The organism is Lelliottia sp. WB101, from assembly GCF_003051885.1.
GTDB classification, from domain to species: domain Bacteria; phylum Pseudomonadota; class Gammaproteobacteria; order Enterobacterales; family Enterobacteriaceae; genus Enterobacter; species Enterobacter nimipressuralis.
Genome location: NZ_CP028520.1, coordinates 676,211 through 702,197, shown reverse-complemented (window position 1 = coordinate 702,197; position 25,987 = coordinate 676,211). Strand labels below are relative to the sequence as shown.

18 protein-coding genes, 1 tRNA gene, 2 rRNA genes, 1 pseudogene and 1 riboswitch are annotated in these 25,987 nt (G+C 55.1%); of the genes and pseudogenes, 10 read left to right on the top strand and 12 right to left on the bottom strand.

All coding sequences use genetic code 11. The features are described 5' to 3' along the window. Positions 1 to 57 precede the first annotated feature (57 nt). Positions 58 to 4,281 (top strand): DNA-directed RNA polymerase subunit beta', encoded by a 4,224-nt coding sequence (rpoC, locus tag DAI21_RS03310; RefSeq protein ID WP_100778107.1) that lies wholly within the window; start codon positions 58 to 60, stop codon positions 4,279 to 4,281. A 115-nt stretch (positions 4,282 to 4,396) separates the two neighbouring features. On the opposite strand, the gene DAI21_RS03305 is transcribed toward rpoC, so the two are convergent. The 10 genes from DAI21_RS03305 to rsd form a co-directional block, all read right to left on the bottom strand. Continuing rightward, positions 4,397 to 4,714, bottom strand: coding sequence for a PTS lactose/cellobiose transporter subunit IIA (locus tag DAI21_RS03305; RefSeq protein WP_100778106.1), 318 nt, complete (start codon positions 4,712 to 4,714; stop codon positions 4,397 to 4,399). 3 nt (positions 4,715 to 4,717) lie between these two features. Next, a complete protein-coding gene (locus DAI21_RS03300) occupies positions 4,718 to 5,023 on the bottom strand; it encodes a PTS sugar transporter subunit IIB (RefSeq protein ID WP_100778105.1) in 306 nt (101 codons plus the stop codon). A 176-nt stretch (positions 5,024 to 5,199) separates the two neighbouring features. Then, positions 5,200 to 6,744 (bottom strand): sensor domain-containing diguanylate cyclase, encoded by a 1,545-nt coding sequence (locus DAI21_RS03295; RefSeq protein ID WP_107702484.1) that lies wholly within the window; start codon positions 6,742 to 6,744, stop codon positions 5,200 to 5,202. A gap of 269 nt (positions 6,745 to 7,013) precedes the next feature. Beyond that, positions 7,014 to 8,147: a 2-iminoacetate synthase ThiH gene (gene thiH, locus DAI21_RS03290; RefSeq protein ID WP_107702483.1), complete on the bottom strand. Its 1,134-nt coding sequence runs from the start codon at positions 8,145 to 8,147 to the stop codon at positions 7,014 to 7,016. Further along, a complete protein-coding gene (thiG, locus tag DAI21_RS03285; RefSeq protein WP_107702482.1) occupies positions 8,144 to 8,914 on the bottom strand; it encodes a thiazole synthase in 771 nt (256 codons plus the stop codon). The genes thiH and thiG overlap by 4 nt, the downstream gene beginning before the upstream one ends. Before the next feature lies 1 nt (position 8,915). Then, positions 8,916 to 9,116: a sulfur carrier protein ThiS gene (gene thiS, locus DAI21_RS03280; protein ID WP_107702481.1), complete on the bottom strand. Its 201-nt coding sequence runs from the start codon at positions 9,114 to 9,116 to the stop codon at positions 8,916 to 8,918. Beyond that, positions 9,100 to 9,855, bottom strand: coding sequence for a thiazole biosynthesis adenylyltransferase ThiF (gene thiF, locus DAI21_RS03275; RefSeq protein ID WP_107702480.1), 756 nt, complete (start codon positions 9,853 to 9,855; stop codon positions 9,100 to 9,102). The genes thiS and thiF overlap by 17 nt, the downstream gene beginning before the upstream one ends. After that, positions 9,848 to 10,483 (bottom strand): thiamine phosphate synthase, encoded by a 636-nt coding sequence (gene thiE, locus DAI21_RS03270; protein WP_107702479.1) that lies wholly within the window; start codon positions 10,481 to 10,483, stop codon positions 9,848 to 9,850. The genes thiF and thiE overlap by 8 nt, the downstream gene beginning before the upstream one ends. After that, positions 10,483 to 12,378 (bottom strand): phosphomethylpyrimidine synthase ThiC, encoded by a 1,896-nt coding sequence (gene thiC, locus DAI21_RS03265; RefSeq protein ID WP_107702478.1) that lies wholly within the window; start codon positions 12,376 to 12,378, stop codon positions 10,483 to 10,485. Before thiC ends, thiE begins: the two co-directional genes overlap by 1 nt. 83 nt (positions 12,379 to 12,461) lie before the next feature. Continuing rightward, positions 12,462 to 12,570: riboswitch (TPP riboswitch) on the bottom strand. A 53-nt stretch (positions 12,571 to 12,623) separates the two neighbouring features. Then, positions 12,624 to 13,121 (bottom strand): sigma D regulator, encoded by a 498-nt coding sequence (rsd, locus tag DAI21_RS03260; RefSeq protein ID WP_100778097.1) that lies wholly within the window; start codon positions 13,119 to 13,121, stop codon positions 12,624 to 12,626. Between the two features lie 97 nt (positions 13,122 to 13,218). Here rsd and nudC point away from each other — a divergent pair, with 97 nt between their 5' ends. The 6 genes from nudC (at position 13,219) to DAI21_RS03230 (ending at position 17,578) form a co-directional block, all read left to right on the top strand. Next, entirely contained in the window at positions 13,219 to 13,992 is a 774-nt protein-coding gene (gene nudC / locus DAI21_RS03255; RefSeq protein WP_107702477.1) for an NAD(+) diphosphatase, read from the top strand. 44 nt (positions 13,993 to 14,036) lie between these two features. Continuing rightward, positions 14,037 to 15,101 carry a uroporphyrinogen decarboxylase gene (gene hemE, locus DAI21_RS03250; RefSeq protein WP_107702476.1) on the top strand — a complete coding sequence of 355 codons (1,065 nt, stop codon included), beginning with the start codon at positions 14,037 to 14,039 and terminating at the stop codon, positions 15,099 to 15,101. 9 nt (positions 15,102 to 15,110) lie between these two features. Continuing rightward, the gene (gene nfi, locus DAI21_RS03245) at positions 15,111 to 15,782 is read left to right on the top strand and encodes a deoxyribonuclease V (RefSeq protein WP_102105768.1); all 672 of its coding nucleotides are present in this window, start codon (positions 15,111 to 15,113) and stop codon (positions 15,780 to 15,782) included. 41 nt (positions 15,783 to 15,823) lie between these two features. Then, positions 15,824 to 16,414, top strand: coding sequence for a YjaG family protein (locus DAI21_RS03240; protein ID WP_100778093.1), 591 nt, complete (start codon positions 15,824 to 15,826; stop codon positions 16,412 to 16,414). A gap of 186 nt (positions 16,415 to 16,600) precedes the next feature. Then, on the top strand, positions 16,601 to 16,873 hold the full coding sequence (gene hupA, locus DAI21_RS03235; protein ID WP_002445246.1) for a nucleoid-associated protein HU-alpha: 273 nt from the start codon (positions 16,601 to 16,603) through the stop codon (positions 16,871 to 16,873). Between the two features lie 12 nt (positions 16,874 to 16,885). Beyond that, positions 16,886 to 17,578 (top strand): DUF1481 domain-containing protein, encoded by a 693-nt coding sequence (locus DAI21_RS03230; protein WP_100780783.1) that lies wholly within the window; start codon positions 16,886 to 16,888, stop codon positions 17,576 to 17,578. A 38-nt stretch (positions 17,579 to 17,616) separates the two neighbouring features. On the opposite strand, the pseudogene purD reads toward DAI21_RS03230, so the two are convergent. Continuing rightward, positions 17,617 to 18,908, bottom strand: a pseudogene (gene purD / locus DAI21_RS03225) (phosphoribosylamine--glycine ligase). Positions 18,909 to 18,923: 15 nt separating this feature from the next. Then, positions 18,924 to 20,513, bottom strand: a complete 1,590-nt coding sequence (gene purH, locus DAI21_RS03220; protein ID WP_107702475.1) for a bifunctional phosphoribosylaminoimidazolecarboxamide formyltransferase/IMP cyclohydrolase — start codon at positions 20,511 to 20,513, stop codon at positions 18,924 to 18,926. A gap of 563 nt (positions 20,514 to 21,076) precedes the next feature. Between purH and DAI21_RS03210 the strand changes: the two genes are divergently transcribed. The 3 genes from DAI21_RS03210 (at position 21,077) to DAI21_RS03200 (ending at position 25,901) form a co-directional block, all read left to right on the top strand. Further along, a 16S ribosomal RNA gene (locus DAI21_RS03210) occupies positions 21,077 to 22,616 on the top strand. 85 nt (positions 22,617 to 22,701) lie between these two features. Next, a tRNA-Glu gene (locus DAI21_RS03205) sits at positions 22,702 to 22,777 on the top strand. Positions 22,778 to 22,996: 219 nt separating this feature from the next. Beyond that, positions 22,997 to 25,901, top strand: a 23S ribosomal RNA gene (locus DAI21_RS03200). The 16S and 23S rRNA genes sit together here with 1 tRNA gene alongside, the layout of an rRNA operon. Positions 25,902 to 25,987 lie beyond the last annotated feature (86 nt).

The following is a 25,987-nucleotide window of genomic DNA, read 5'->3' as shown; positions in this document are numbered from 1 at the left end:
TGGTGCCGGATTAATAACCCGGCACCAGATTGTGCTAACTCCGACGGGAGCAAATCCGTGAAAGACTTATTAAAGTTTCTGAAAGCGCAAACTAAAACCGAAGAGTTTGATGCGATCAAAATTGCTCTGGCATCGCCAGACATGATCCGTTCATGGTCTTTCGGTGAAGTTAAGAAGCCGGAAACCATCAACTACCGTACGTTCAAACCTGAGCGTGACGGCCTTTTCTGTGCGCGTATTTTCGGGCCAGTAAAAGATTACGAGTGCCTGTGCGGTAAGTACAAGCGCCTGAAACACCGTGGTGTGATCTGTGAGAAGTGCGGCGTTGAAGTGACCCAAACTAAAGTGCGCCGTGAGCGCATGGGCCACATCGAGCTTGCGTCTCCGACTGCTCACATTTGGTTCCTGAAATCTCTGCCGTCCCGTATCGGTCTGCTGCTGGATATGCCGCTGCGCGATATCGAACGTGTTCTGTACTTCGAATCTTATGTTGTTATCGAAGGCGGGATGACGAATCTGGAACGTAACCAGATTCTGACCGAAGAACAGTATCTGGACGCGCTGGAAGAGTTCGGTGACGAATTCGACGCGAAAATGGGTGCGGAAGCTATTCAGGCCCTGCTGAAAAGCATGGATCTGGAGCAAGAGTGCGAGCAGCTGCGTGAAGAGCTGAACGAAACCAACTCCGAAACCAAGCGTAAAAAGCTGACCAAGCGTATCAAGCTGCTGGAAGCGTTCGTTCAGTCTGGTAACAAACCAGAGTGGATGATTCTGACCGTTCTGCCGGTTCTGCCGCCAGATCTGCGTCCACTGGTTCCGCTGGATGGTGGTCGTTTCGCGACTTCCGACCTGAACGATCTGTATCGTCGCGTGATCAACCGTAACAACCGTCTGAAACGACTGTTGGATCTGGCTGCGCCTGACATCATCGTACGCAACGAAAAACGTATGCTGCAGGAAGCGGTCGACGCCCTGCTGGATAACGGTCGTCGCGGTCGTGCGATCACCGGTTCTAACAAACGTCCTCTGAAATCTTTGGCCGATATGATCAAAGGTAAACAGGGTCGTTTCCGTCAGAACCTGCTCGGTAAGCGTGTTGACTACTCCGGTCGTTCTGTAATCACCGTAGGTCCATACCTGCGTCTGCATCAGTGCGGTCTGCCGAAGAAAATGGCACTGGAACTGTTCAAACCGTTCATCTACGGCAAGCTGGAACTGCGTGGCCTGGCCACCACTATCAAAGCCGCTAAGAAAATGGTTGAGCGCGAAGAAGCTGTCGTTTGGGATATCCTGGACGAAGTTATCCGCGAACACCCGGTACTGCTGAACCGTGCACCAACTCTGCACCGTTTGGGTATCCAGGCGTTTGAACCGGTTCTGATCGAAGGTAAAGCAATTCAGCTGCACCCGCTGGTTTGTGCGGCATATAACGCCGACTTCGATGGTGACCAGATGGCTGTTCACGTACCGCTGACGCTGGAAGCCCAGCTCGAAGCGCGTGCGCTGATGATGTCTACCAACAACATCCTGTCACCTGCGAACGGCGAGCCAATCATCGTTCCTTCTCAGGACGTTGTACTGGGTCTGTACTACATGACCCGTGACTGTGTTAACGCCAAAGGCGAAGGCATGGTGCTGACTGGCCCTAAAGAAGCTGAGCGTATTTACCGAGCTGGCCTGGCCTCTCTGCATGCGCGCGTTAAAGTGCGTATCACTGAATACGAAAAAGATGCGAGCGGCGAATTCGTTGCGAAAACCAGCCTGATCGATACGACTGTTGGTCGTGCGATTCTGTGGATGATCGTGCCGAAAGGTCTGCCTTTCTCCATCGTCAACCAGGCGCTGGGCAAGAAAGCGATCTCCAAAATGCTGAACACCTGTTACCGCATTTTGGGTCTGAAACCGACCGTTATCTTCGCTGACCAGACGATGTACACCGGCTTTGCTTATGCAGCGCGTTCAGGTGCATCTGTTGGTATCGATGACATGGTGATCCCACAGAAGAAATACGAGATCATCAGCGAAGCCGAAGCTGAAGTGGCCGAAATCCAGGAGCAGTTCCAGTCTGGTCTGGTTACCGCGGGCGAACGCTACAACAAAGTTATCGATATTTGGGCTGCGGCGAACGATCGCGTTTCCAAAGCGATGATGGACAACCTGCAAACTGAAACCGTCATTAACCGTGAAGGTAAAGAAGAGCAGCAGGTTTCCTTCAACAGCATCTACATGATGGCCGACTCCGGTGCGCGTGGTTCCGCAGCACAGATTCGTCAGCTGGCAGGTATGCGTGGTCTGATGGCGAAACCAGATGGTTCCATCATCGAGACGCCAATCACCGCGAACTTCCGTGAAGGTCTGAACGTACTCCAGTACTTCATCTCCACGCACGGTGCGCGTAAAGGTCTGGCGGATACCGCACTGAAAACAGCAAACTCCGGTTATCTGACGCGTCGTCTGGTTGACGTTGCTCAGGATCTGGTGGTGACTGAAGACGATTGTGGCACCCTCGAAGGTATCACCATGACCCCGGTTATCGAGGGTGGTGATGTTAAAGAGCCACTGCGCGATCGCGTTCTGGGTCGTGTGACTGCTGAAGACGTACTGAAACCAGGTACCGCAGACATTCTGGTTCCACGCAACACTCTGCTGCACGAACAGTGGTGTGACCTGCTGGAAGAGAACTCTGTCGACTCCGTGAAAGTGCGTTCTGTCGTATCCTGTGACACCGACTTTGGTGTATGTGCGCACTGCTATGGTCGTGACCTGGCGCGTGGCCACATCATCAACAAAGGTGAAGCAATCGGCGTTATCGCGGCACAGTCCATCGGTGAGCCGGGTACACAGCTGACGATGCGTACGTTCCACATCGGTGGTGCGGCATCTCGTGCGGCTGCTGAATCCAGCATCCAGGTGAAAAACAAGGGTAGCATCAAGCTGTCTAACGCCAAGTCGGTTGTTAACTCCGCTGGCAAGCTGGTTGTGACCTCTCGTAACACCGAGCTGAAGCTGATCGACGAATTCGGTCGTACCAAAGAGAGCTACAAAGTACCTTACGGTGCTGTGATGGCGAAAGGCGATGGCGAACAGGTTGCTGGCGGCGAGACCGTAGCAAACTGGGATCCGCACACCATGCCGGTAATCACCGAAGTGGCGGGATTCATTCGCTTCACCGATATGATCGATGGCCAGACGATTACTCGTCAGACCGACGAACTGACCGGTCTCTCCTCTCTGGTAGTTCTGGATTCTGCAGAACGTACCGCGGGTGGTAAAGATCTGCGTCCGGCACTGAAAATCGTTGATGCTAACGGTAACGACGTTCTGATCCCAGGCACCGATATGCCTGCTCAGTACTTCCTGCCAGGTAAAGCGATTGTCCAGCTGGAAGATGGCGTACAGATCAGCGGTGGTGACACCCTGGCGCGTATTCCACAGGAATCTGGCGGTACCAAGGACATCACCGGTGGTCTGCCACGCGTTGCTGACCTGTTCGAAGCACGTCGTCCGAAAGAGCCAGCTATCCTTGCGGAAATCAGCGGCATCATTTCCTTCGGTAAAGAGACCAAAGGGAAACGTCGTCTGGTTATCACTCCGTTAGACGGTAGCGAACCATACGAAGAGATGATTCCTAAGTGGCGTCAGCTCAACGTGTTCGAAGGTGAACGTGTAGAACGTGGTGACGTGGTTTCCGATGGTCCAGAAGCGCCGCACGACATTCTGCGTCTTCGTGGTGTTCACGCGGTAACGCGTTATATCACCAACGAAGTACAGGACGTTTACCGTCTGCAGGGCGTTAAGATTAACGATAAACACATCGAAGTTATCGTTCGTCAGATGCTGCGTAAAGCAACCATCGATAGCGCTGGCAGCTCGGACTTCCTGGAAGGCGAGCAGGTGGAATACTCCCGCGTCAAGATTGCAAACCGCGATCTGGAAGCGAACGGCAAAGTGGCGGCGCTCTACTCCCGCGACCTGCTGGGTATCACCAAAGCGTCTCTGGCAACCGAGTCCTTCATCTCTGCAGCATCCTTCCAGGAGACCACGCGTGTCCTGACCGAAGCAGCTGTTGCGGGTAAACGTGATGAACTGCGCGGTCTGAAAGAGAACGTTATCGTGGGTCGTCTGATCCCGGCTGGTACCGGTTATGCTTACCACCAGGATCGTATGCGTCGTCGTGCTGCGGGCGAACTGCCAGCTGCACCTCAGGTAACTGCGGAAGATGCTTCTGCAAGCCTGGCAGAACTGCTGAACGCAGGTCTGGGCGGCTCTGACAACGATTAATCGTTGATGCCCGGCGGTGAAAATCGCCGGGTAACGAAACCCAGGTCGGAAAAGCGCTAGCGCCAATCGACAACAAAAAACCCGCCTCGGCGGGTTTTTTTATATCTCTATTTTTTCAGTTCAGCAGCGGCAGGCGACGATAAAGCTCAATCATGTCTCCCGCCAGATCCTGAATCACCATCGCGTTCATCAGGTGGTCCTGCGAATGAACGGTAATGAGATTCACCGGGAGTTTGCCGGTGCCTTCATCAAGGCCAATCAGCTGGGTCTGGATGGTATGCGCGTGCTTCACATATTCACGCGACTCTTCCATCGCTTGTTCCGCGCCCTCGAAGTCACCTTTACGTGCCAGTTGTAGCGCGGTCAACGCCGCACTGCGCGCCGCCCCGGCGTTTACCAGCAACTCCATGATGGTTGTTTCTAAATCTTCCATGTTTTACTCCAACAGTTTGAGTGCTTTTTCGAGCACGGCATCGCCTTTCATCATGCCGTAATCCATCATGTCGATCACCGCGACCTTTTTGCCCAGCGGTTCCGCCTGAGCCTGAAGTTTTGCCAGTTCGTATTTAACCTGTGGCCCCAGTAATACGATGTCGGCGGTGGCAATATTGTCTTTAAATTCAGCAACCGGCACGGCTTTAATGGTTACTTCAACGCCTTTTTTATCTGCGGCGTCTTTCATACGTTGAACCAGCATGCTGGTAGACATACCCGCCGCACAGCATAAAACGATGTTCTTCATAGTCAGCCTCGATGTACATGTGTTTATTGATAATTATCCCGTGCAGGCGGCTTCAACAACCGCTTTTAGGCGATTGTGTGTGAGGCATCACAAAGAAATCTGCTTTTTCTGAAACCGGTTACAATTTTAACGGATTACGCGGTGCGCCCGCCAAAGCGGGCACAGAGAAAGCGGTGTCATGCATGAGTGGAAGAGAGAAGCGTGCGGTTTTTACCCTGCTGTTTGGCTTCGTAGAGAGCTGCGTCCACGCTGCCCACTAACTGCTCCAGCGGCTCGAAGTGCCACTCTCCCAGGCCGGCGCTAAAGGTGACGTGCAAACCCTCTTCCCGCCAGGTGCGATCTGCAACCTGAAGACGCCATTTTTCCAGCAGGCTAAAAGCTGACTCACTATGTTCTGCCGGGAAGACAACGGCAAACTCCTCACCGCCGTAGCGATACACGGAAATATGCTGGGGTTGCATGACCTGGATGCCCTCCCGGGCGACATTACGCAGCACAATGTCACCGCTCAGATGACCCCAGGTGTCATTGATGGATTTAAAGTTATCAATATCAACCAGCGCGAGGGCAAAGGGCTGATGCTCTTTCATCAATGCCGCAACATCGCTGTCGAAGGCGCGGCGATTCTTACAGCCGGTGAGCGCGTCTACGGTCGCCTGCCGCACATAATCCCGCTCGCGCTCTTTGTTCGTCAGAATGGTTTTACTGAGCATCGCTTCCAGTCGCGGCGCTTGATTCACCTCGCCGGTTTTAATGGCATTGATGATGTTCATCAGTACTGTACGTGATGCGTGGCGCAGATACAGGCCAAACAAGACAATCACGATGGCGGCCAGCGCAAATCCCCAACTGACAATGTTCGTTTCGTGACGTGTGATGTCGGTGAGCGTGGTATTAGAAACGCGGTAAATGACGAGCCAGTCCGGGTTCGTAAAGGCGTAGTAGTAGTACCAGAAGCCGGTTTTACGATCGTAGGTGTGCCCCTCGCCGCTGGTCATCTGGTCCATCAGCTCTTCACTGACATAAGTTTTAAACAAGGCTCGGGTATCCGGATGCAGCACCACCTTTCCATCGCGCTCCACCACGAAGAATTCCCCATGCATGGGGGCGACCATCTGGCGAAGGGTATATCCCATGGAAGCCAGGTCGAGATGAAATCCGAGAGTCCCTTTAACGCGACCTTCCGGCGAAATGACGGGCCGGTAGAGGGTAACGGTAAGCTGATGAGTAAAGTAATCCATATAAGGGCTGGTATAGCGGCTTAAGGTACTCGCCTGCGCCTGACCGACAAACCACGGGCGGACGCGGGGATCAAACTTTTTGCTGCTGTCATCCGCCAGGACTTCGGGGGCACGCAGGTAGTGTCCCTGGGCGTCAGCCAGAGAGATAGCCGAAACGTTCGGCATCATGTTTTGCAACTGCATCAGGGCCTGCAATCCGTTCTCGCGATCGACATTCACCGTGTTCTCAAGCTGGTCATTGCGGGAGAAGAATGTGACAGCCCGGCCAAGAATATGGTCATTTTCACGCAGGATCGATTCCGTATAGTTCACCGCCAGGTTATGCGTGAAATTGAGGTTAATATTATGATAATCCTCAACAAAATCTTTTCTCTGCGTCAGCGTGATAAACACGGCGATCAGCACAAAACTGAGCAATATCCCCGCAAAGCTCACCAGGATAGGTGTCGTAAAAGAGAGTTTTTTACTGTGGACAGGCATGGGTTGTCAGAGATCCAGAAGAGGTGATAGTCCAAATGTATGCTGGTTAATTATACTTCCCAGATTTTAAGGCAGGATGATTTATCTTAATAACTGACCAGAAACTGCTTATTTTTGTGAAGGCAGGGCGAAACGAGGAAGAAGCTTTTCGCCCTGGTCAGCGTCCGCTGCTGACGTTTGCAGATTAAAAAAACGCAGATGATTCGACAACTGCTCAATGGTGACACTCCGAGGCTCCTCGAGAACATTTCGCCTCGTTGCATCGCGTTTCAACGTAACTGCGAGACGCGCCCCAGCCAGCTATCCCAGTCTTTCCAGACGGGCTGTAACCCCTGGGTGCTGAGCGCGTGGGCAACCTCTTCAGGCCGACGGCCATCGTGTGGGGCGAACTGCTCCAGTTCCGGATGATTATCGGCATAACCGCCCGGCTGGGTTTTGGAAAAGGCGCTGACGTTGTTAATGGCTAATGGAATGACCCGATCGCGAAACTCTGGCGATTCCCGTGTTGATAGCGACAGCTCCACTTCCGGTGCCAGCAGGCGAAACGCGCAGATCGTTTGCACCAGTTGGCGTTCATCCATGATCGACGCCGGTTCGATACCGCCAGCGCAGGGGCGCAGCCGCGGGAAAGAGATGGAGTAGCGGCTCTGCCAGTAGTGCTGCTGGAGCCACAACAAATGCTCCGCCACCATAAAACAGTCGACCCGCCAGCTGTCTGACAGCCCAATCAACGCGCCGAGACCGATTTTGTCGATTCCCGCGCGACCGAGTCGGTCCGGCGTTTCCAGGCGGAAGAAAAAATCCTGCTTTTTTCCTTTCAGGTGGTGCCGGGCGTACATCGCTTCGTGATAGGTCTCCTGATAGACCATCACGCCGTCCAGCCCAAGGGATTTCAGCTCCACGTACTCCTCTTCAGAGAGTGGCTGAACCTCCATCTGCAAGGACGAAAACCGGCGACGTATGGCCGGAATGTGCTGACGGAAATAGTCCATGCCCACTTTTCCCTGATGTTCACCGGTGACCAGCAACAGATGTTCAAAGCCCATCTCCCGGATGGCGCCACACTCACGGGCAATCTCATCCTCATCGAGGGTTTTTCGCTTAATGCGATTGCTCATGGAAAAGCCGCAGTAGGTGCAATCATTGGCGCACAGGTTGGAGAGGTAGAGCGGCACGTAAAAGCTCACTGTGTTGCCAAAACGCTGGCGAGTGAGCCGTTGCGCGCGCTGGGCCATTGGCTCCAGATAGGCGCTGGCGGCGGGGGAGAGCAGGGCCATCAGATCTTCGCGGGAGACATGGCGCGCGTTCAGGGCGCGCTCGACGTCTCCGGCGGTTTTGCTGTTGATTCGCAGACGAATATCGTCCCAGTCCAGTTCCCGCCAGCGGTCGACGAAGGTGCTCATGAGTACGCCTCCAGAAAGCCCGTTAGCGGGCTGGTGGCCTGCGCCTGATAACTGCGCGAGCCAGGCACAGACTGACGCGCCAGCAGACCTGCCTCTACAGCCAGACGAAACGCGCGCGCCATCATCACCGGATCATCAGCCACTGCAATTGCGGTGTTGACCAGCACGGCGTCGGCGCCCATCTCAAGCGCCTGCGCCGCATGGCTCGGCACGCCGATACCCGCATCTACCACCACCGGAACGGTGGCCTGTTCAATGATAATTTCAAGCATCGCGCGGGTTTCCAGCCCCTGGTTGGAACCAATCGGCGCACCCAGCGGCATCACCGCCGCGCAACCGACTTCCTCGAGCCGTTTACAGAGCACCGGGTCCGCGCCGCAGTAGGGCAAAACCGTGAACCCTTGCTTGACGAGAATATCGGCTGCTTTCAGGGTTTCGATGGGATCGGGCAGCAGCCAGCGCGCGTCGGGATGGATTTCCAGTTTCAGCCAGCTGGTGCCCAGCGCTTCGCGTGCCAGTTGGGCGGCAAACACCGCCTCTTCTGCCGTTTTCGCCCCGGACGTGTTGGGCAGAAGCGTCACGCCCGCCGCCAGAAGCGGGGCCAGGATCGCATCGCTGTGATGACGTAAATCCACACGTTTCATCGCCAGCGTCACCAGCTCGCTGCCGCTCTCGCGAATGGCATCGACCATCAGCTGTGGCGAAGCGAATTTTCCGGTGCCGGTGAAAAGGTGTGATTCAAAGAGTTTATCTGCAATACGTAACATATCAGCCTCCCGCGATGACCTGAAAAAGCAGGATCTGATCGCCTTCGCGCACCTGCTGATATTCCCACTGCTCACGCGGCAGGATCTGTTGATTAAGGGCCAGCGCCATACCCGGCTTCAGCTGGCGTAGCTGGTCGAGAAGGGCTGCGACGGTAAGCCCCGAAACGCACTGCATCGGCTCATCGTTAAACAGAATGCGCATGCTGTCCTCCGCATATCGGGCACCCGCTGGCGCGCTGCAATGCCAGATGTCGCCAGTTTCCTGAACGGGCATCGAACATCCTCAGCGTATTGCGCGGGGTCGCCATTTTGCTGATGAGTTTGATCGCCTCCAGCGCCTGCAAGGTGCCCATCACGCCGACGACCGGCCCGAGGATCCCCGCCGTACGGCAGTTGCGCTGCGGCTCTTCATCGTCCGGCCACAGGCAGCGGTAGCAGCCCTGCGTCCACGGCGGCGTCAGCACCATCATCTGCCCGCCAAACCCAACGGCGCTGGCGGTAATGAGCGGCGTATCGAGGGCCACGCAGGCGGCGTTGATCGCCTGACGTGTCGCCATATTGTCGGTGCAATCCAGCACCACATCGGCGCGGGCGACCTCCTGATGGAGCGCGTCTCCCTCCAGCCGCTTCTGCACGGCAATGAGCGTAATGTCAGGGTTGAGCGCATTCAGCCGCTGGGTGGTGATCTGCGCTTTTGGCTGGTTAATGTCCTCGGTGGTGAACAGGATTTGCCGCTGCAAATTGCTCAGATGGACATCGTCGTCGTCGGCTAACACCAGCGTGCCGACGCCTGCGCCAGCCAGATAGAGCGCAGCAGGCGCGCCCAGTCCTCCGAGGCCGATGATCAACACCCGGCTGTCGAGCAGTGTTTGCTGACCCTCGACGGCGATATCGTCGAGCAGGATCTGGCGGCTGTAGCGCATGAAATCAGTGTCATTCATCGCGCGCTCCCGCCAGCTGCAACAGCTGTTCAGTGGCCGCCCGCCAGTCTGCTGCCTGCGTAATGGCGCTGACCACCGCGATACTGCCGACGCCGGTTTCCAGCACTGCCGGAGCACGCGCCAGGCTGATACCGCCGATAGCGACGGTCGGGTAATCGCCCAGACGAGCGATATGGCGCGCCAGCTGCGCCAGCCCTTGCGGGGCTGACGGCATCTGTTTAGTTTGCGTGGGGAAGACGTGGCCGAGCGCGATATAGGAGGGGCGAGCGGTGAGCGCCACGTCGATCTCCATATCATCATGAGTCGACACGCCCAGGCGCAGGCCTGCCTCGCGAATGGCGCTCAGATCGGTGGTCTCGAGATCTTCCTGACCCAGATGCACACCGTAGGCCTGATGCTTAATCGCCAGCTGCCAGTAATCGTTGATAAATAACCGGGCGTCAAAGCGGCGCCCCAGTTCGATGGCAGCTATCACGTCGCTTTCCACCTCTTCATCACGCTTGTCTTTGATACGCAGCTGGAGCGTTTTGACGCCCGCCTGAAGCAGGCGCTCAATCCATTCCACGCTGTCGACGACCGGGTAAAGCCCTAAGCGCAGGGGCACCGGGGGGAAATCGGGCTGGTACATTACGCCTCCTCTTTTTTGAGGTAGATTTCGCCGCCTTTAGCGCGGAAGTTTTCTGACATGTCAGCCATGCCCACTTCGATCACCTGTTTTGCGGCGTAGTCGCGCACTTCCTGGCTGATTTTCATTGAGCAGAATTTTGGCCCGCACATGGAGCAGAAGTGCGCCACTTTGCCGGACTCCTGCGGCAGGGTTTCATCGTGGTAGGCGCGCGCGGTGAACGGGTCGAGCGCCAGATTGAACTGGTCTTCCCAGCGGAATTCAAAGCGGGCTTTCGACATGGCGTTATCGCGGATCTGCGCGCCCGGGTGGCCTTTGGCTAAATCCGCCGCGTGGGCGGCGATTTTGTAGGTGATCAGCCCCTGCTTCACGTCCTCTTTGTTCGGCAGGCCGAGATGCTCTTTCGGGGTGACATAGCAGAGCATGGCGCAGCCAAACCAGCCGATCATCGCCGCGCCGATACCAGAGGTGAAGTGGTCGTAGCCCGGTGCAATATCGGTGGTCAGCGGCCCAAGGGTGTAGAACGGTGCTTCGTGGCAGTGCTCCAGCTCTTCAGTCATATTGCGGCGAATCATCTGCATTGGCACGTGGCCAGGGCCTTCAATCATCACCTGCACGTCATATTCCCAGGCGATTTTGGTCAGCTCGCCCAGGGTGTGTAGCTCAGCAAACTGTGCTTCGTCGTTGGCATCGCGAATAGAGCCAGGACGCAGGCCGTCGCCAAGCGACAGGGAGACGTCGTACGCGGCGCAGATTTCACAAATCTCGCGGAAGTGTTCGTAGAGGAAGTTTTCCTGATGATGCGACAGGCACCATTTCGCCATGATTGAGCCGCCGCGCGAGACAATCCCGGTCAGGCGTTTGGCGGTCATCGGCACGTAGCGCAGCAGTACACCGGCGTGGATGGTGAAGTAATCTACCCCCTGTTCGGCCTGTTCCAGCAGCGTATCGCGGAACGCTTCCCAGGTGAGATCTTCGGCGATCCCGTTTACCTTCTCCAGCGCCTGGTAGATCGGGACCGTGCCGATCGGCACCGGGCTGTTACGCAGGATCCACTCGCGGGTTTCGTGGATGTAGCGCCCGGTGGAGAGATCCATCACCGTGTCCGCGCCCCAGCGGGTGGACCACACCAGTTTTTCGACCTCTTCTTCGATGGAGGAGGTGACCGCAGAGTTGCCGATATTGGCGTTCACCTTCACCAGGAAGTTGCGGCCAATAATCATCGGTTCCGATTCCGGGTGGTTTATGTTGGCAGGGATAATCGCCCGGCCAGCGGCCACTTCGTCACGCACGAATTCCGGCGTAATGTTCTCCGGCAGGCGAGCGCCAAAACCTTCGCCCGGATGCTGGTGGCGCAGAACTTCGCTGCGAATGCGCTCGCGCCCCATGTTTTCGCGGATGGCAATGAATTCCATCTCCGGCGTTACGATCCCCTGGCGCGCATAGTGCAGCTGGGTTACGCATTTTCCCGCTTTCGCCCGTTTCGGCGTCAACAGACCGGTGAAACGCAGCCCGTCCAGACCATCGTCCGCCAGCCGTTCTTTGGTGTACGCGGAGCTGCGGTCGGTCAGTGATTCGCTGTCCTGGCGCGCCTCAATCCACGGCTGACGCAATTTTGCCAGCCCCTGCTGGACGTTGATGGCCACCTCCGCATCGCCATAAGGGCCAGAGGTGTCGTAGACCGGCACTGCTTCGTTATCTTCAAACTGGGGATTTTCTTTGCTGCCACCGATCAGTGTCGGGCTGAGCTGGATTTCACGCATCGGGACGCGGATATCGTCCTGCGAACCGGTGATGTAAATACGTCTGGAGTTCGGGAAAGCAGTGCCTTCCAGGGTATCGATGAAGTGTTGTGCTTGTGCGCGCTGTTCGCGGCGGGTCAGTTTAGTTGCAGACATAGCTCATTCCAAAAAAGTAAGGAGTGGCTTGTCAGACGACGGATGAAGCAAGAGGTGTGATCACCCAGAGAGGGTGATACGACAGCATTTTGACTCTTGTTCCCTTCGCAGGTATTAGCCTGATCAGGTTCCGCGGATCCCGAATTAACGGTCTCAGCCCGGCTTTCGCACTGGGCACTCCGACAAGAAAACGCGCCTGCAGTGCAGGTGCGGTATTTGTAAATTACTCGTTAACGCTTAAGAACTCAAGCAGGCCGCGCGATGTTGTCTTCGTTGCTGGCTTTTGGATTGCTGTCCAGCACCAGGGCGATGAGCTTGTCTTCCAGTGTGAACCGCGCTTCCATCGCTTCGCCGAGATCGGAAAGGGCCTGCTGGAAATCCAGATAATTGTCCTGGTCGATGGCGTTTTCGAGCGTGGAGTCGTAATAGTCCATGATCTGCTGAGTATTGGCTTCCAGCAGTGGATAGAGCTTCGTGGCCGCTAAATACGGGCTGGTCCCTTCCATTTCGCGAATAATACGTTCATATAGATTAAAATGACCGTCGGAAAGGTAGTCGACCAGGCTTTGACAAAAATCATCCAGCGCTTTTTCATTCAACCGCATATACGATTCTTTGCCAGGCTTAATGCCAACCAGATTGTAGTAAGCAACAAGCAAATGTTTACGCACGTGCAGCCAGCGATCGACCAGGTCATGACTTCCTCCAACGCGCTCTGTCAGGCTTTGTAGCTGGTTTAGCATGTTTGACTCCACAAGGTTAAGATGAAAAAGCTGGCCACCCGGAAATGTAAGAATATTGTTATCAACATGCCTGTGAAGCAAAGGTAGTGCAATAGATATGGATCGTATAATTGAAAAATTAGATCGCGGCTGGTGGATCGTCAGCTCCGAACAAAAATTATGGTTGCCCGGCGGAGAATTACCTTACGGCGAGGCAGGACGTTTCGATCTTGCGGGGCAGAGGGCACTCTGGCTCGGCGAATGGCAGGGCGATCCCGTGTGGTTGATTCAGCAACATCGCCATCACGAAATGGGATCGGTTCGCCAGGTGATCGATCTGGATGTCGGTCTGTTCCAGCTTGCCGGGCGTGGCGTGCAACTGGCAGAATTTTTCCGATCCCACAAGTTCTGCGGCTACTGCGGGCACACCATGCACCAGAGCAAATCCGAGTGGGCCATGCTGTGCAGCCACTGCCGGGAGCGCTACTATCCGCAAATTGCACCGTGCATCATCGTCGCCATTCGTCGGGATGACACTATTCTGCTGGCGCAACACACTCGCCATCGCAATGGCGTGCATACGGTGCTGGCCGGCTTTGTCGAAGTGGGTGAGACGCTCGAACAGGCTGTTGCTCGCGAAGTGATGGAAGAGAGCAGCATCAAGGTTAAAAACCTGCGTTACGTCACCTCCCAGCCGTGGCCCTTCCCCATGTCGCTAATGACCGCTTTTATGGCGGATTATGACAGCGGCGATATCGTGATCGACCAAAAAGAGCTGCTGGAAGCCAACTGGTATCGCTACGACGACTTACCCCTTCTTCCGCCACCGGGCACCGTGGCGCGTCGTCTGATAGAAGATACCGTCGCGATGTGTCGGGCCGACTATGAATGAATCACATGTTACACTGGCGGCATGACGCTTAAGGAACTGCAAAAATGACCGAACTGAAGAACGATCGTTATCTGCGTGCGCTGCTGCGCCAACCCGTTGATATCACCCCAGTGTGGATGATGCGCCAGGCGGGCCGTTATTTGCCGGAGTACAAAGCCACGCGCGCCGAGGCGGGCGATTTTATGTCCCTGTGCAAAAACGCTGAGCTGGCCTGCGAAGTCACGCTGCAGCCGCTGCGCCGTTTCCCGCTCGATGCGGCGATCCTTTTTTCAGATATCCTGACCATTCCGGACGCGATGGGGCTAGGTCTCTATTTCGAAACCGGCGAAGGTCCGCGTTTTACCTCACCGATTAAGAGCAAAGCTGACGTCGATAAACTGCCGATTCCAGACCCTGAACAGGAGCTGGGCTACGTCATGAACGCGGTGCGCACTATTCGCCGTGAGCTGAAAGGCGAAGTGCCGCTGATTGGTTTCTCCGGAAGCCCGTGGACCCTGGCGACGTATATGGTTGAAGGTGGCAGCAGCAAAGCCTTCACGATGATCAAAAAGATGATGTACGCCGAGCCGCTGACGCTGCATGCACTGCTCGACAAACTGGCGAAAAGCGTCACTCTGTATCTCAATGCGCAGATTAAAGCGGGTGCGCAGTCGGTCATGATTTTCGATACCTGGGGCGGAGTGCTGACCGGGCGCGATTATCAGCAGTTCTCCCTGTACTACATGCATAAAATTGTCGATGGTCTGCTGCGTGAAAACGAAGGCCGTCGCGTGCCGGTGACGCTGTTCACCAAAGGCGGCGGGCAGTGGCTGGAAGCGCTGGCCGCGACCGGCTGTGATGCGCTGGGTCTCGACTGGACGACCGATATTGCCGATGCGCGCCGTCGCGTGGGTGACAAAGTGGCGCTGCAGGGCAATATGGATCCCTCCATGCTCTACGCGCAACCGGCACGTATCGAAGAAGAAGTGGCGACTATTCTGGCCGGATTCGGTCAGGGTGAAGGGCACGTCTTTAACCTCGGCCACGGTATTCATCAGGATGTACCGCCAGAGCACGCAGGCGTATTTGTCGAGGCGGTGCACCGCCTTTCTGCCCAGTACCACCAGTAGGGAGTAATTATGGATCTCGCGTCATTACGCGCTCAGCAAATCGAACTGGCCTCCTCGGTGATCCGCGAGGATCGTCTGGATGTGAATCCCCCGGCTTTGATCGCCGGTGCCGATGTCGGGTTTGAGCAGGGCGGGGAAGTGACGCGAGCCGCGATGGTGCTGTTAACCTATCCCGCGCTGGAGCTGGTGGAGTACAAAGTGGCGCGCATCGCCACTACCATGCCCTACATTCCTGGTTTTCTCTCCTTTCGTGAATACCCCGCGCTACTGGCAGCGTGGGAGCAACTCTCGCAAAAACCCGATCTTTTGTTCGTCGATGGTCATGGGATTTCCCACCCGCGACGCCTCGGCGTGGCCAGCCATTTTGGTCTGCTGGTGGATGTTCCGACGATTGGCGTGGCGAAAAAGCGGCTGTGCGGCAAGTTCGAACCGCTTTCCGCCGAACCGGGCGCTCTCGCACCGCTGATGGACAAGGGCGAGCAGCTGGCGTGGGTCTGGCGCAGTAAAGCGCGCTGTAATCCGCTGTTTGTGGCGACGGGTCATCGCGTGAGTACCGACAGCGCACTGGCGTGGGTGCAACGCTGCATGAAAGGCTACCGTTTACCGGAGCCGACGCGCTGGGCTGACGCAGTGGCGTCCGCGCGTCCGGCATTTGTTCGTTGGCAGGAAATTCAGCGTTGATTCAGGTAAACTGCGGCTAATTTCCGATTCGAGACATCATCATGTTACAAAACCCGATTCATCTGCGCCTTGAGAAGCTGGAAAGCTGGCAGCACGTCACCTTTATGGCCTGTCTGTGCGAGCGCATGTATCCCAACTATGCCACGTTCTGCAAGCAGACTGGATTTGGTGAAGGCCAGATTTATCGTCGTATTCTCGACCTGATTTGGGAAACGCTGACGGTCAAAGACGCTAAGGTGAATTTCGATTCTCAGCTCGAAAAACTGGAAGAGGCGATCCCGTCGGCGGATGACTACGATATGTATGGCGTCTACCCGGCTATCGACGCCTGCGTAGCACTGAGTGAATTGCTTCACTCCCGTCTGAGCGGTGAAACCCTGGACCATGCCATCGAAGTCAGTAAGGCGTCAATTACCACCGTGGCGATGCTGGAAATGACCCAGGAAGGTCGCGAAATGACCGACGAAGAGCTGCGAGCGAACCCTGCGGTTGAGCAGGAGTGGGATATTCAGTGGGAAATATTCCGACTTTTGGCCGACTGCGAAGAACGCGATATTGAGCTGATAAAAGGGCTGCGCGCGGACTTACGCGAGGCGGGTGAGAGTAATATTGGTATAATTTTTAACCAATGAGACAATAAAACGTGATTTAACGCCTGTTTTGTCTCACCTCGACTCTTCCCTTCTGCCCCCCGTCTGGTCTACATTTGGGGGGCGAAAAAAAGTGGCTATCGGTGCGTGTATGCAGGAGAGTGCTTTTTTGGCATTTTCGTCGCACTCGATGCTTAGCAAGCGATAAACACATTGAAAGGATAACTTATGAACAAGACTCAACTGATTGATGTAATTGCGGACAAGGCTGATCTGTCTAAAGTGCAGGCTAAAGCTGCTCTGGAATCCACCCTGGCTGCTATTACTGAGTCTCTGAAAGAAGGCGATGCTGTACAACTGGTTGGTTTCGGTACCTTCAAAGTGAACCACCGCGCTGAGCGTACTGGCCGCAACCCGCAGACCGGTAAAGAAATCAAAATCGCCGCTGCAAACGTACCGGCATTTGTTTCTGGTAAAGCACTGAAAGACGCTGTTAAGTAAGACGGCGTGGCCGTGAACAGTTTTAACAAGGGGGCGGTTTCGCCCCTTTTGTTTTCATGGCGCCGTCCGCTCGCGCTGGCGGGCATGCTGTTGCTCACTGCCTGCAGCCATGACTCCTCTCTGCCGCCGTTTACCGCCAGCGGATACGCTGACGATCAGGGCGCGGTACGAGTCTGGCGCAAGGACTCTGGTGACGACGTTCACCTGCTCTCCGCATTTAGCCCATGGCACAACGGCAACACCTCTACGGCGGAATACCGCTGGCAAGGCGATGCGCTGTCGCTGATTGAACTCAATATCTACAGTAAAACGCCTGAACACGTCCGCGTGCGCTTTGATGACCACGGCGAGCTGAGCTTTATGCAGCGCGAGGTCAACGGCCAAAAACAACAGCTTTCCAGCGATCAAATCGCCCTGTACCGCTACCGGGCAACCCAGGTGCGCCAGACCAGCGATGCGCTGCGTCAGGGACGCGTGGTGCTACGTCAGGGGCGCTGGCATCCTGATGGCACAGTCACCACCTGTGAAGGGCAGACCGTTAAGCCCGATCTCGAAGCCTGGGCGAAAGAACATATCGAACGGCGTCAGCGACACTCTTCGATGGAAGTGAGCATTGCCTGGCTTGAAGCGCCAGAAGGGTCACAGCTGCTGCTGGTGGCAAACGAAGATTTCTGCACGTGGCAGCCGACGGAAAAGAATTTCTGATATCAGTGCCCCCTCCGGACGGAGAGGGCAAATAGTTGTTACTGTTCTTGCTCGCGGGCAATCGCACGATAACCAATATCACCGCGGCTAAAGCTGCCGTTCCAGTGAATATCCTTCATCAGCGCGTAAGCGCGTTTCTGCGCGTCGGCAACGGTGTTACCCAGCGCGGTGGCGCACAATACGCGGCCCCCGTTAGTTAACACGCGATCGTCTTCTGCCAGTTTGGTGCCAGCATGGAACACTTTACCGCCGTCGACCTCTTCCAGCGGTAAACCGTGGATCTCATCGCCATTGTTGTAGTTGCCCGGATACCCCCGGCAGCGATCACAACGCCCAAAGAGGCACGTGTATCCCACTCGGACGTTTTCTCATCCAGCTTACCTTCGCAGGCGGCCAGGCACAGTTCCACCAGATCGGATTTCATGCGCAGCATGATCGGCTGCGTTTCCGGATCGCCAAAGCGGCAGTTGAACTCAATAACTTTTGGGTTGCCCTGCTTGTCGATCATCAGCCCGGCATACAGGAAACCGGTGTACGTGTTGCCTTCTGCGGCCATGCCTTTCACGGTAGGCCAGATGATGCGATCCATCGTGCGCTGGTGGACTTCGTCAGTCACCACCGGCGCCGGAGAGTAAGCGCCCATGCCGCCGGTGTTCGGACCAGTATCGCCATCACCCACACGTTTGTGGTCCTGGCTGGTGGCCATCGGCAGGACATGCTCGCCATCGACCATCACGATAAAGCTCGCCTCTTCGCCGTCGAGGAACTCTTCGATCACGATGCGGTGCCCAGCGTCGCCGAAAGCGTTACCTGCCAGCATATCCTGAACGGCCGCTTCGGCTTCTTCGAGGGTCATCGCCACGATCACGCCTTTACCGGCAGCCAGACCGTCGGCCTTGATGACAATCGGAGCGCCTTTTTCGCGCAGATACGCCAGCGCAGGCTCCACTTCGGTGAAATTCTGATACTCACCGGTCGGGATTTTGTGACGCGCAAGGAAATCTTTGGTGAAGGCTTTAGAGCCTTCGAGCTGCGCTGCGCCTTCCGTTGGGCCGAAGATTTTCAGGCCCGCTGCGCGGAACGCATCTACCACGCCAATCACCAGCGGCGCTTCCGGGCCGACGATGGTCAGATCGATTTTCTCATTCAGGGCGAAGTTCAGCAGTGCCGGAATATCGGTCACGCCGATCGCGACGTTCTGCAGGGCCGGTTCCAGCGCGGTACCGGCATTCCCAGGTGCCACGAAGACGGTTTCAACCAGAGGCGACTGTGCCGCTTTCCACGCCAGGGCGTGTTCGCGCCCGCCGTTACCAATCACTAATACTTTCATTGTCTGCTCCGGAGATTAATGGCGGAAGTGACGCATGTCGGTGAAGATCATTGCGATACCGTGTTCGTCGGCAGCAGCAATCACTTCGTCATCGCGGATTGAGCCGCCCGGCTGAATGACACAGGTAACGCCAGCCGCCGCTGCGGCATCAATACCGTCGCGGAACGGGAAGAAGGCGTCAGAGGCCATGGCGGAGCCTTTCACTTCCAGCCCTTCATCGCTGGCTTTGATACCGGCGATTTTCGCGGAGTAAACGCGGCTCATCTGGCCTGCGCCAATTCCGATGGTCATATTCTCTTTGGAATAGACTATGGCGTTGGATTTAACGAATTTCGCCACTTTCCAGCAGAACAGCGCATCACGCAGTTCCTGCTCGGTCGGCTGGCGTTTGCTGACCACGCGCAGATCGCCAGCGGTGACCATGCCCAGATCGCGATCCTGAACCAGCAGGCCGCCGTTAACACGTTTGAAATCCAGAGCCGGTACGCGCTCAGCCCACTGGCCGCAGACCAGCACGCGGACGTTCTGCTTAGCGGCGGTGATCTTCAGGGCTTCTTCAGTCGCGGAAGGGGCAATGATCACTTCAACGAACTGGCGGGAGATGATCGCCTGCGCCGTTTCGGCATCCAGTTCGCGGTTAAAAGCAATGATGCCGCCGAAAGCGGAGGTTGGGTCGGTTTTGTATGCGCGATTGTAAGCTTCCAGAATGGAAGTACTTACGGCAACACCGCATGGGTTCGCGTGTTTGACGATCACACAGGCCGGTTCGTTAAACTCTTTCACGCACTCCAGCGCCGCGTCGGTATCGGCGATGTTGTTATAGGAAAGCGCTTTGCCCTGGACCTGCTGAGCGGTGGCAACGGAAGCTTCTTTGATCTCTTCTTCTATATAGAAGGCTGCGTTCTGATGGCTGTTCTCGCCGTAACGCATATCTTGCTTCTTAATGAAGTTCAGATTCAGGGTGCGCGGGAAGCGGCCAGCAGGCTCTTTGCTCTCACCGTGATAGGCCGGAACAAGACTACCGAAGTAGTTGGCGATCATGCTGTCGTAAGCAGCGGTGTGTTCGAACGCTTTGATGGCGAGGTCGAAACGGGTTTCCAGCGTCAGGGAGCCTTCGTTGGCATCCATCTCGTTAATGATGGTGTTGTAGTCGCTGCTCTTTACCACAATAGCTACATCTTTATGGTTCTTTGCTGCGGAGCGCACCATGGTTGGCCCGCCGATGTCGATATTCTCGACCGCATCTTCCAGAGAGCAGTTTTCGCGGGTAACGGTCTGGGCGAAAGGATAGAGGTTAACAACCACCATATCGATCGGCGCAATCCCGTGTTGATCCATGATGCCGTCATCCTGACCGCGACGACCAAGAATGCCGCCATGCACTTTTGGATGCAGGGTCTTTACACGTCCATCCATCATTTCCGGGAAACCGGTGTAATCGGACACTTCGGTTACCGGCAGACCTTTATCTGCTAACAGGCGAGCGGTTCCGCCAGTGGACAGCAGCTCTACACCGCGTGCAGAAAGTGCCTGAGCGAATTCGACGATACCGGCTTTATCAGAAACACTGAGCAGAGCGCGGCGGACTGGACGACGTTGTTGCATGGTAAATCCCCTGGATTTCACGATTACAGAGAGCGTTAGATGAATTTTCCTTTAAAAAACTCATCTAACACACCTGACAGGGCATCCTTGCATGGCGCGTGCATTTTAACGAAAACGTTTGCGCAACGCTCGCGAATTTTCAAATTTTCGTTGGGTTGTGGATAAGTCTGTGTGCAAAAGGGTATAAGGCGGGGTTTTGCTGTGGAATGCAGCAGTCAGTCATTTTTCTGTCATTTAGCGGTTGCGGGCTGACGATAACTCCCTATAATGCGCCTCCATCGACACGGCAGATGTGAATCACTTCACACAAACAGCCGGTTCGGTTGAAGAGAAAAAATCCTGAAATTCAGGGTTGACTCTGAAAGAGGAAAGCGTAATATACGCCACCTCGCAACGGTGAGCGAAAGCCGCGTTGCACTGCTCTTTAACAATTTATCAGACAATCTGTGTGGGCACTCAAAGTGACATGGATTCTAAACGTCGCAAGACGCTAAATGAATACCAAAGTCTCTGAGTGAACATACGTAATTCATTACGAAGTTTAATTCACGAGCATCAAACTTAAATTGAAGAGTTTGATCATGGCTCAGATTGAACGCTGGCGGCAGGCCTAACACATGCAAGTCGAGCGGTAGCACAGAGAGCTTGCTCTCGGGTGACGAGCGGCGGACGGGTGAGTAATGTCTGGGAAACTGCCTGATGGAGGGGGATAACTACTGGAAACGGTAGCTAATACCGCATAACGTCGCAAGACCAAAGAGGGGGACCTTCGGGCCTCTTGCCATCAGATGTGCCCAGATGGGATTAGCTAGTAGGTGGGGTAATGGCTCACCTAGGCGACGATCCCTAGCTGGTCTGAGAGGATGACCAGCCACACTGGAACTGAGACACGGTCCAGACTCCTACGGGAGGCAGCAGTGGGGAATATTGCACAATGGGCGCAAGCCTGATGCAGCCATGCCGCGTGTATGAAGAAGGCCTTCGGGTTGTAAAGTACTTTCAGCGAGGAGGAAGGCATTGTGGTTAATAACCGCAGTGATTGACGTTACTCGCAGAAGAAGCACCGGCTAACTCCGTGCCAGCAGCCGCGGTAATACGGAGGGTGCAAGCGTTAATCGGAATTACTGGGCGTAAAGCGCACGCAGGCGGTCTGTCAAGTCGGATGTGAAATCCCCGGGCTCAACCTGGGAACTGCATTCGAAACTGGCAGGCTAGAGTCTTGTAGAGGGGGGTAGAATTCCAGGTGTAGCGGTGAAATGCGTAGAGATCTGGAGGAATACCGGTGGCGAAGGCGGCCCCCTGGACAAAGACTGACGCTCAGGTGCGAAAGCGTGGGGAGCAAACAGGATTAGATACCCTGGTAGTCCACGCCGTAAACGATGTCGACTTGGAGGTTGTTCCCTTGAGGAGTGGCTTCCGGAGCTAACGCGTTAAGTCGACCGCCTGGGGAGTACGGCCGCAAGGTTAAAACTCAAATGAATTGACGGGGGCCCGCACAAGCGGTGGAGCATGTGGTTTAATTCGATGCAACGCGAAGAACCTTACCTACTCTTGACATCCACGGAATTTAGCAGAGATGCTTTAGTGCCTTCGGGAACCGTGAGACAGGTGCTGCATGGCTGTCGTCAGCTCGTGTTGTGAAATGTTGGGTTAAGTCCCGCAACGAGCGCAACCCTTATCCTTTGTTGCCAGCGGTCCGGCCGGGAACTCAAAGGAGACTGCCAGTGATAAACTGGAGGAAGGTGGGGATGACGTCAAGTCATCATGGCCCTTACGAGTAGGGCTACACACGTGCTACAATGGCGTATACAAAGAGAAGCGACCTCGCGAGAGCAAGCGGACCTCATAAAGTACGTCGTAGTCCGGATTGGAGTCTGCAACTCGACTCCATGAAGTCGGAATCGCTAGTAATCGTAGATCAGAATGCTACGGTGAATACGTTCCCGGGCCTTGTACACACCGCCCGTCACACCATGGGAGTGGGTTGCAAAAGAAGTAGGTAGCTTAACCTTCGGGAGGGCGCTTACCACTTTGTGATTCATGACTGGGGTGAAGTCGTAACAAGGTAACCGTAGGGGAACCTGCGGTTGGATCACCTCCTTACCTGAAAGAACCTGCCTTTGTAGTGTCCACACAGATTGTCTGATGAAAAGTAAATAGCAAGGCGTCTTGCGATTGAGACTTCAGTGTCCCCTTCGTCTAGAGGCCCAGGACACCGCCCTTTCACGGCGGTAACAGGGGTTCGAATCCCCTAGGGGACGCCACTTGCTGGTTTGTGAGTGAAAGTCACCTGCCTTAATATCTCAAAACTGATTCTCAGGAATCATGTTTGAGATATTTGCTCTTTAAAAATCTGGATCAAGCTGAAAATTGAAACGACACGCTGCGTCTGTTCTCCGTAATAAGAACAGGATGACGGTGTGTTCGAGTCTCTCAAATTTTCGCGACACGACGATGTTTTACGAAACATCTTCGGGTTGTGAGGTTAAGCGACTAAGCGTACACGGTGGATGCCCTGGCAGTCAGAGGCGATGAAGGGCGTGCTAATCTGCGATAAGCGTCGGCGAGGTGATATGAACCTTTGACCCGGCGATACCCGAATGGGGAAACCCAGTGTGTTCCGACACACTATCATGTCATGAATACATAGTGGCATGAGGCGAACCGGGGGAACTGAAACATCTAAGTACCCCGAGGAAAAGAAATCAACCGAGATTCCCCCAGTAGCGGCGAGCGAACGGGGAGGAGCCCAGAGTCTGAATCAGCGCGTGTGTTAGTGGAAGCGTCTGGAAAGTCGCACGATACAGGGTGAAAGTCCCGTACACAAAAATGCACACGTTGTGAACTCGAAGAGTAGGGCGGGACACGTGGTATCCTGTCTGAATATGGGGGGACCATCCTCCAAGGCTAAATACTCCTGACTGACCGATAGTGAACCAGTACCGTGAGGGAAAGGCGAAAAGAACCCCGGCGAGGGGAGTGAAAAAGAACCTGAAACCGTGTACGTACAAGCAGTGGGAGCCTCTTTATGGGGTGACTGCGTACCTTTTGTATAATGGGTCAGCGACTTATATTCTGTAGCAAGGTTAACCGTATAGGGGAGCCGAAGGGAAACCGAGTCTTAACTGGGCGTTAAGTTGCAGGGTATAGACCCGAAACCCGGTGATCTAGCCATGGGCAGGTTGAAGGTTGGGTAACACTAACTGGAGGACCGAACCGACTAATGTTGAAAAATTAGCGGATGACTTGTGGCTGGGGGTGAAAGGCCAATCAAACCGGGAGATAGCTGGTTCTCCCCGAAAGCTATTTAGGTAGCGCCTCGTGAACTCATCTTCGGGGTAGAGCACTGTTTCGGCTAGGGGGCCATCCCGGCTTACCAACCCGATGCAAACTACGAATACCGAAGAATGTTATCACGGGAGACACACGGCGGGTGCTAACGTCCGTCGTGAAGAGGGAAACAACCCAGACCGCCAGCTAAGGTCCCAAAGTCATGGTTAAGTGGGAAACGATGTGGGAAGGCACAGACAGCCAGGATGTTGGCTTAGAAGCAGCCATCATTTAAAGAAAGCGTAATAGCTCACTGGTCGAGTCGGCCTGCGCGGAAGATGTAACGGGGCTAAACCATGCACCGAAGCTGCGGCAGCAACGCTTATGCGTTGTTGGGTAGGGGAGCGTTCTGTAAGCCGTTGAAGGTGTGCTGTGAGGCATGCTGGAGGTATCAGAAGTGCGAATGCTGACATAAGTAACGATAAAGCGGGTGAAAAGCCCGCTCGCCGGAAGACCAAGGGTTCCTGTCCAACGTTAATCGGGGCAGGGTGAGTCGACCCCTAAGGCGAGGCCGAAAGGCGTAGTCGATGGGAAACAGGTTAATATTCCTGTACTTGGTGTTACTGCGAAGGGGGGACGGAGAAGGCTATGTTAGCCGGGCGACGGTTGTCCCGGTTTAAGCATGTAGGCGGAGGTTCCAGGTAAATCCGGTACCTTTTTAACGCTGAGGTGTGATGACGAGGCACTACGGTGCTGAAGTAACAAATGCCCTGCTTCCAGGAAAAGCCTCTAAGCATCAGGTAACATCAAATCGTACCCCAAACCGACACAGGTGGTCAGGTAGAGAATACCAAGGCGCTTGAGAGAACTCGGGTGAAGGAACTAGGCAAAATGGTGCCGTAACTTCGGGAGAAGGCACGCTGGTGTGTAGGTGAAGTCCCTGCGGATGGAGCTGAAACCAGTCGAAGATACCAGCTGGCTGCAACTGTTTATTAAAAACACAGCACTGTGCAAACACGAAAGTGGACGTATACGGTGTGACGCCTGCCCGGTGCCGGAAGGTTAATTGATGGGGTTAGCGGCAACGCGAAGCTCTTGATCGAAGCCCCGGTAAACGGCGGCCGTAACTATAACGGTCCTAAGGTAGCGAAATTCCTTGTCGGGTAAGTTCCGACCTGCACGAATGGCGTAATGATGGCCAGGCTGTCTCCACCCGAGACTCAGTGAAATTGAACTCGCTGTGAAGATGCAGTGTACCCGCGGCAAGACGGAAAGACCCCGTGAACCTTTACTATAGCTTGACACTGAACACTGGTCCTTGATGTGTAGGATAGGTGGGAGGCTTTGAAGCGTGGACGCCAGTCTGCGTGGAGCCAACCTTGAAATACCACCCTTTAATGGCTGGTGTTCTAACGTAGACCCGTAATCCGGGTTGCGGACAGTGTCTGGTGGGTAGTTTGACTGGGGCGGTCTCCTCCTAAAGAGTAACGGAGGAGCACGAAGGTTAGCTAATCCTGGTCGGACATCAGGAGGTTAGTGCAATGGCATAAGCTAGCTTGACTGCGAGAGTGACGGCTCGAGCAGGTGCGAAAGCAGGTCATAGTGATCCGGTGGTTCTGAATGGAAGGGCCATCGCTCAACGGATAAAAGGTACTCCGGGGATAACAGGCTGATACCGCCCAAGAGTTCATATCGACGGCGGTGTTTGGCACCTCGATGTCGGCTCATCACATCCTGGGGCTGAAGTAGGTCCCAAGGGTACGGCTGTTCGCCGTTTAAAGTGGTACGCGAGCTGGGTTTAGAACGTCGTGAGACAGTTCGGTCCCTATCTGCCGTGGGCGCTGGAGAATTGAGGGGGGCTGCTCCTAGTACGAGAGGACCGGAGTGGACGCATCACTGGTGTTCGGGTTGTCATGCCAATGGCATTGCCCGGTAGCTAAATGCGGAAAAGATAAGTGCTGAAAGCATCTAAGCACGAAACTTGCCCCGAGATGAGTTCTCCCTGACTCCTTGAGAGTCCTGAAGGAACGTTGAAGACTACGACGTTGATAGGCTGGGTGTGTAAGTGCAGCGATGTATTGAGCTAACCAGTACTAATGAACCGTGAGGCTTAACCTTACAACGCCGAAGATGTTTTGGCGAAGCAGAGACAGACGATTTTCAGCTGATACAGATTAATTAATGCGCAGAGATGCGTGTTGATA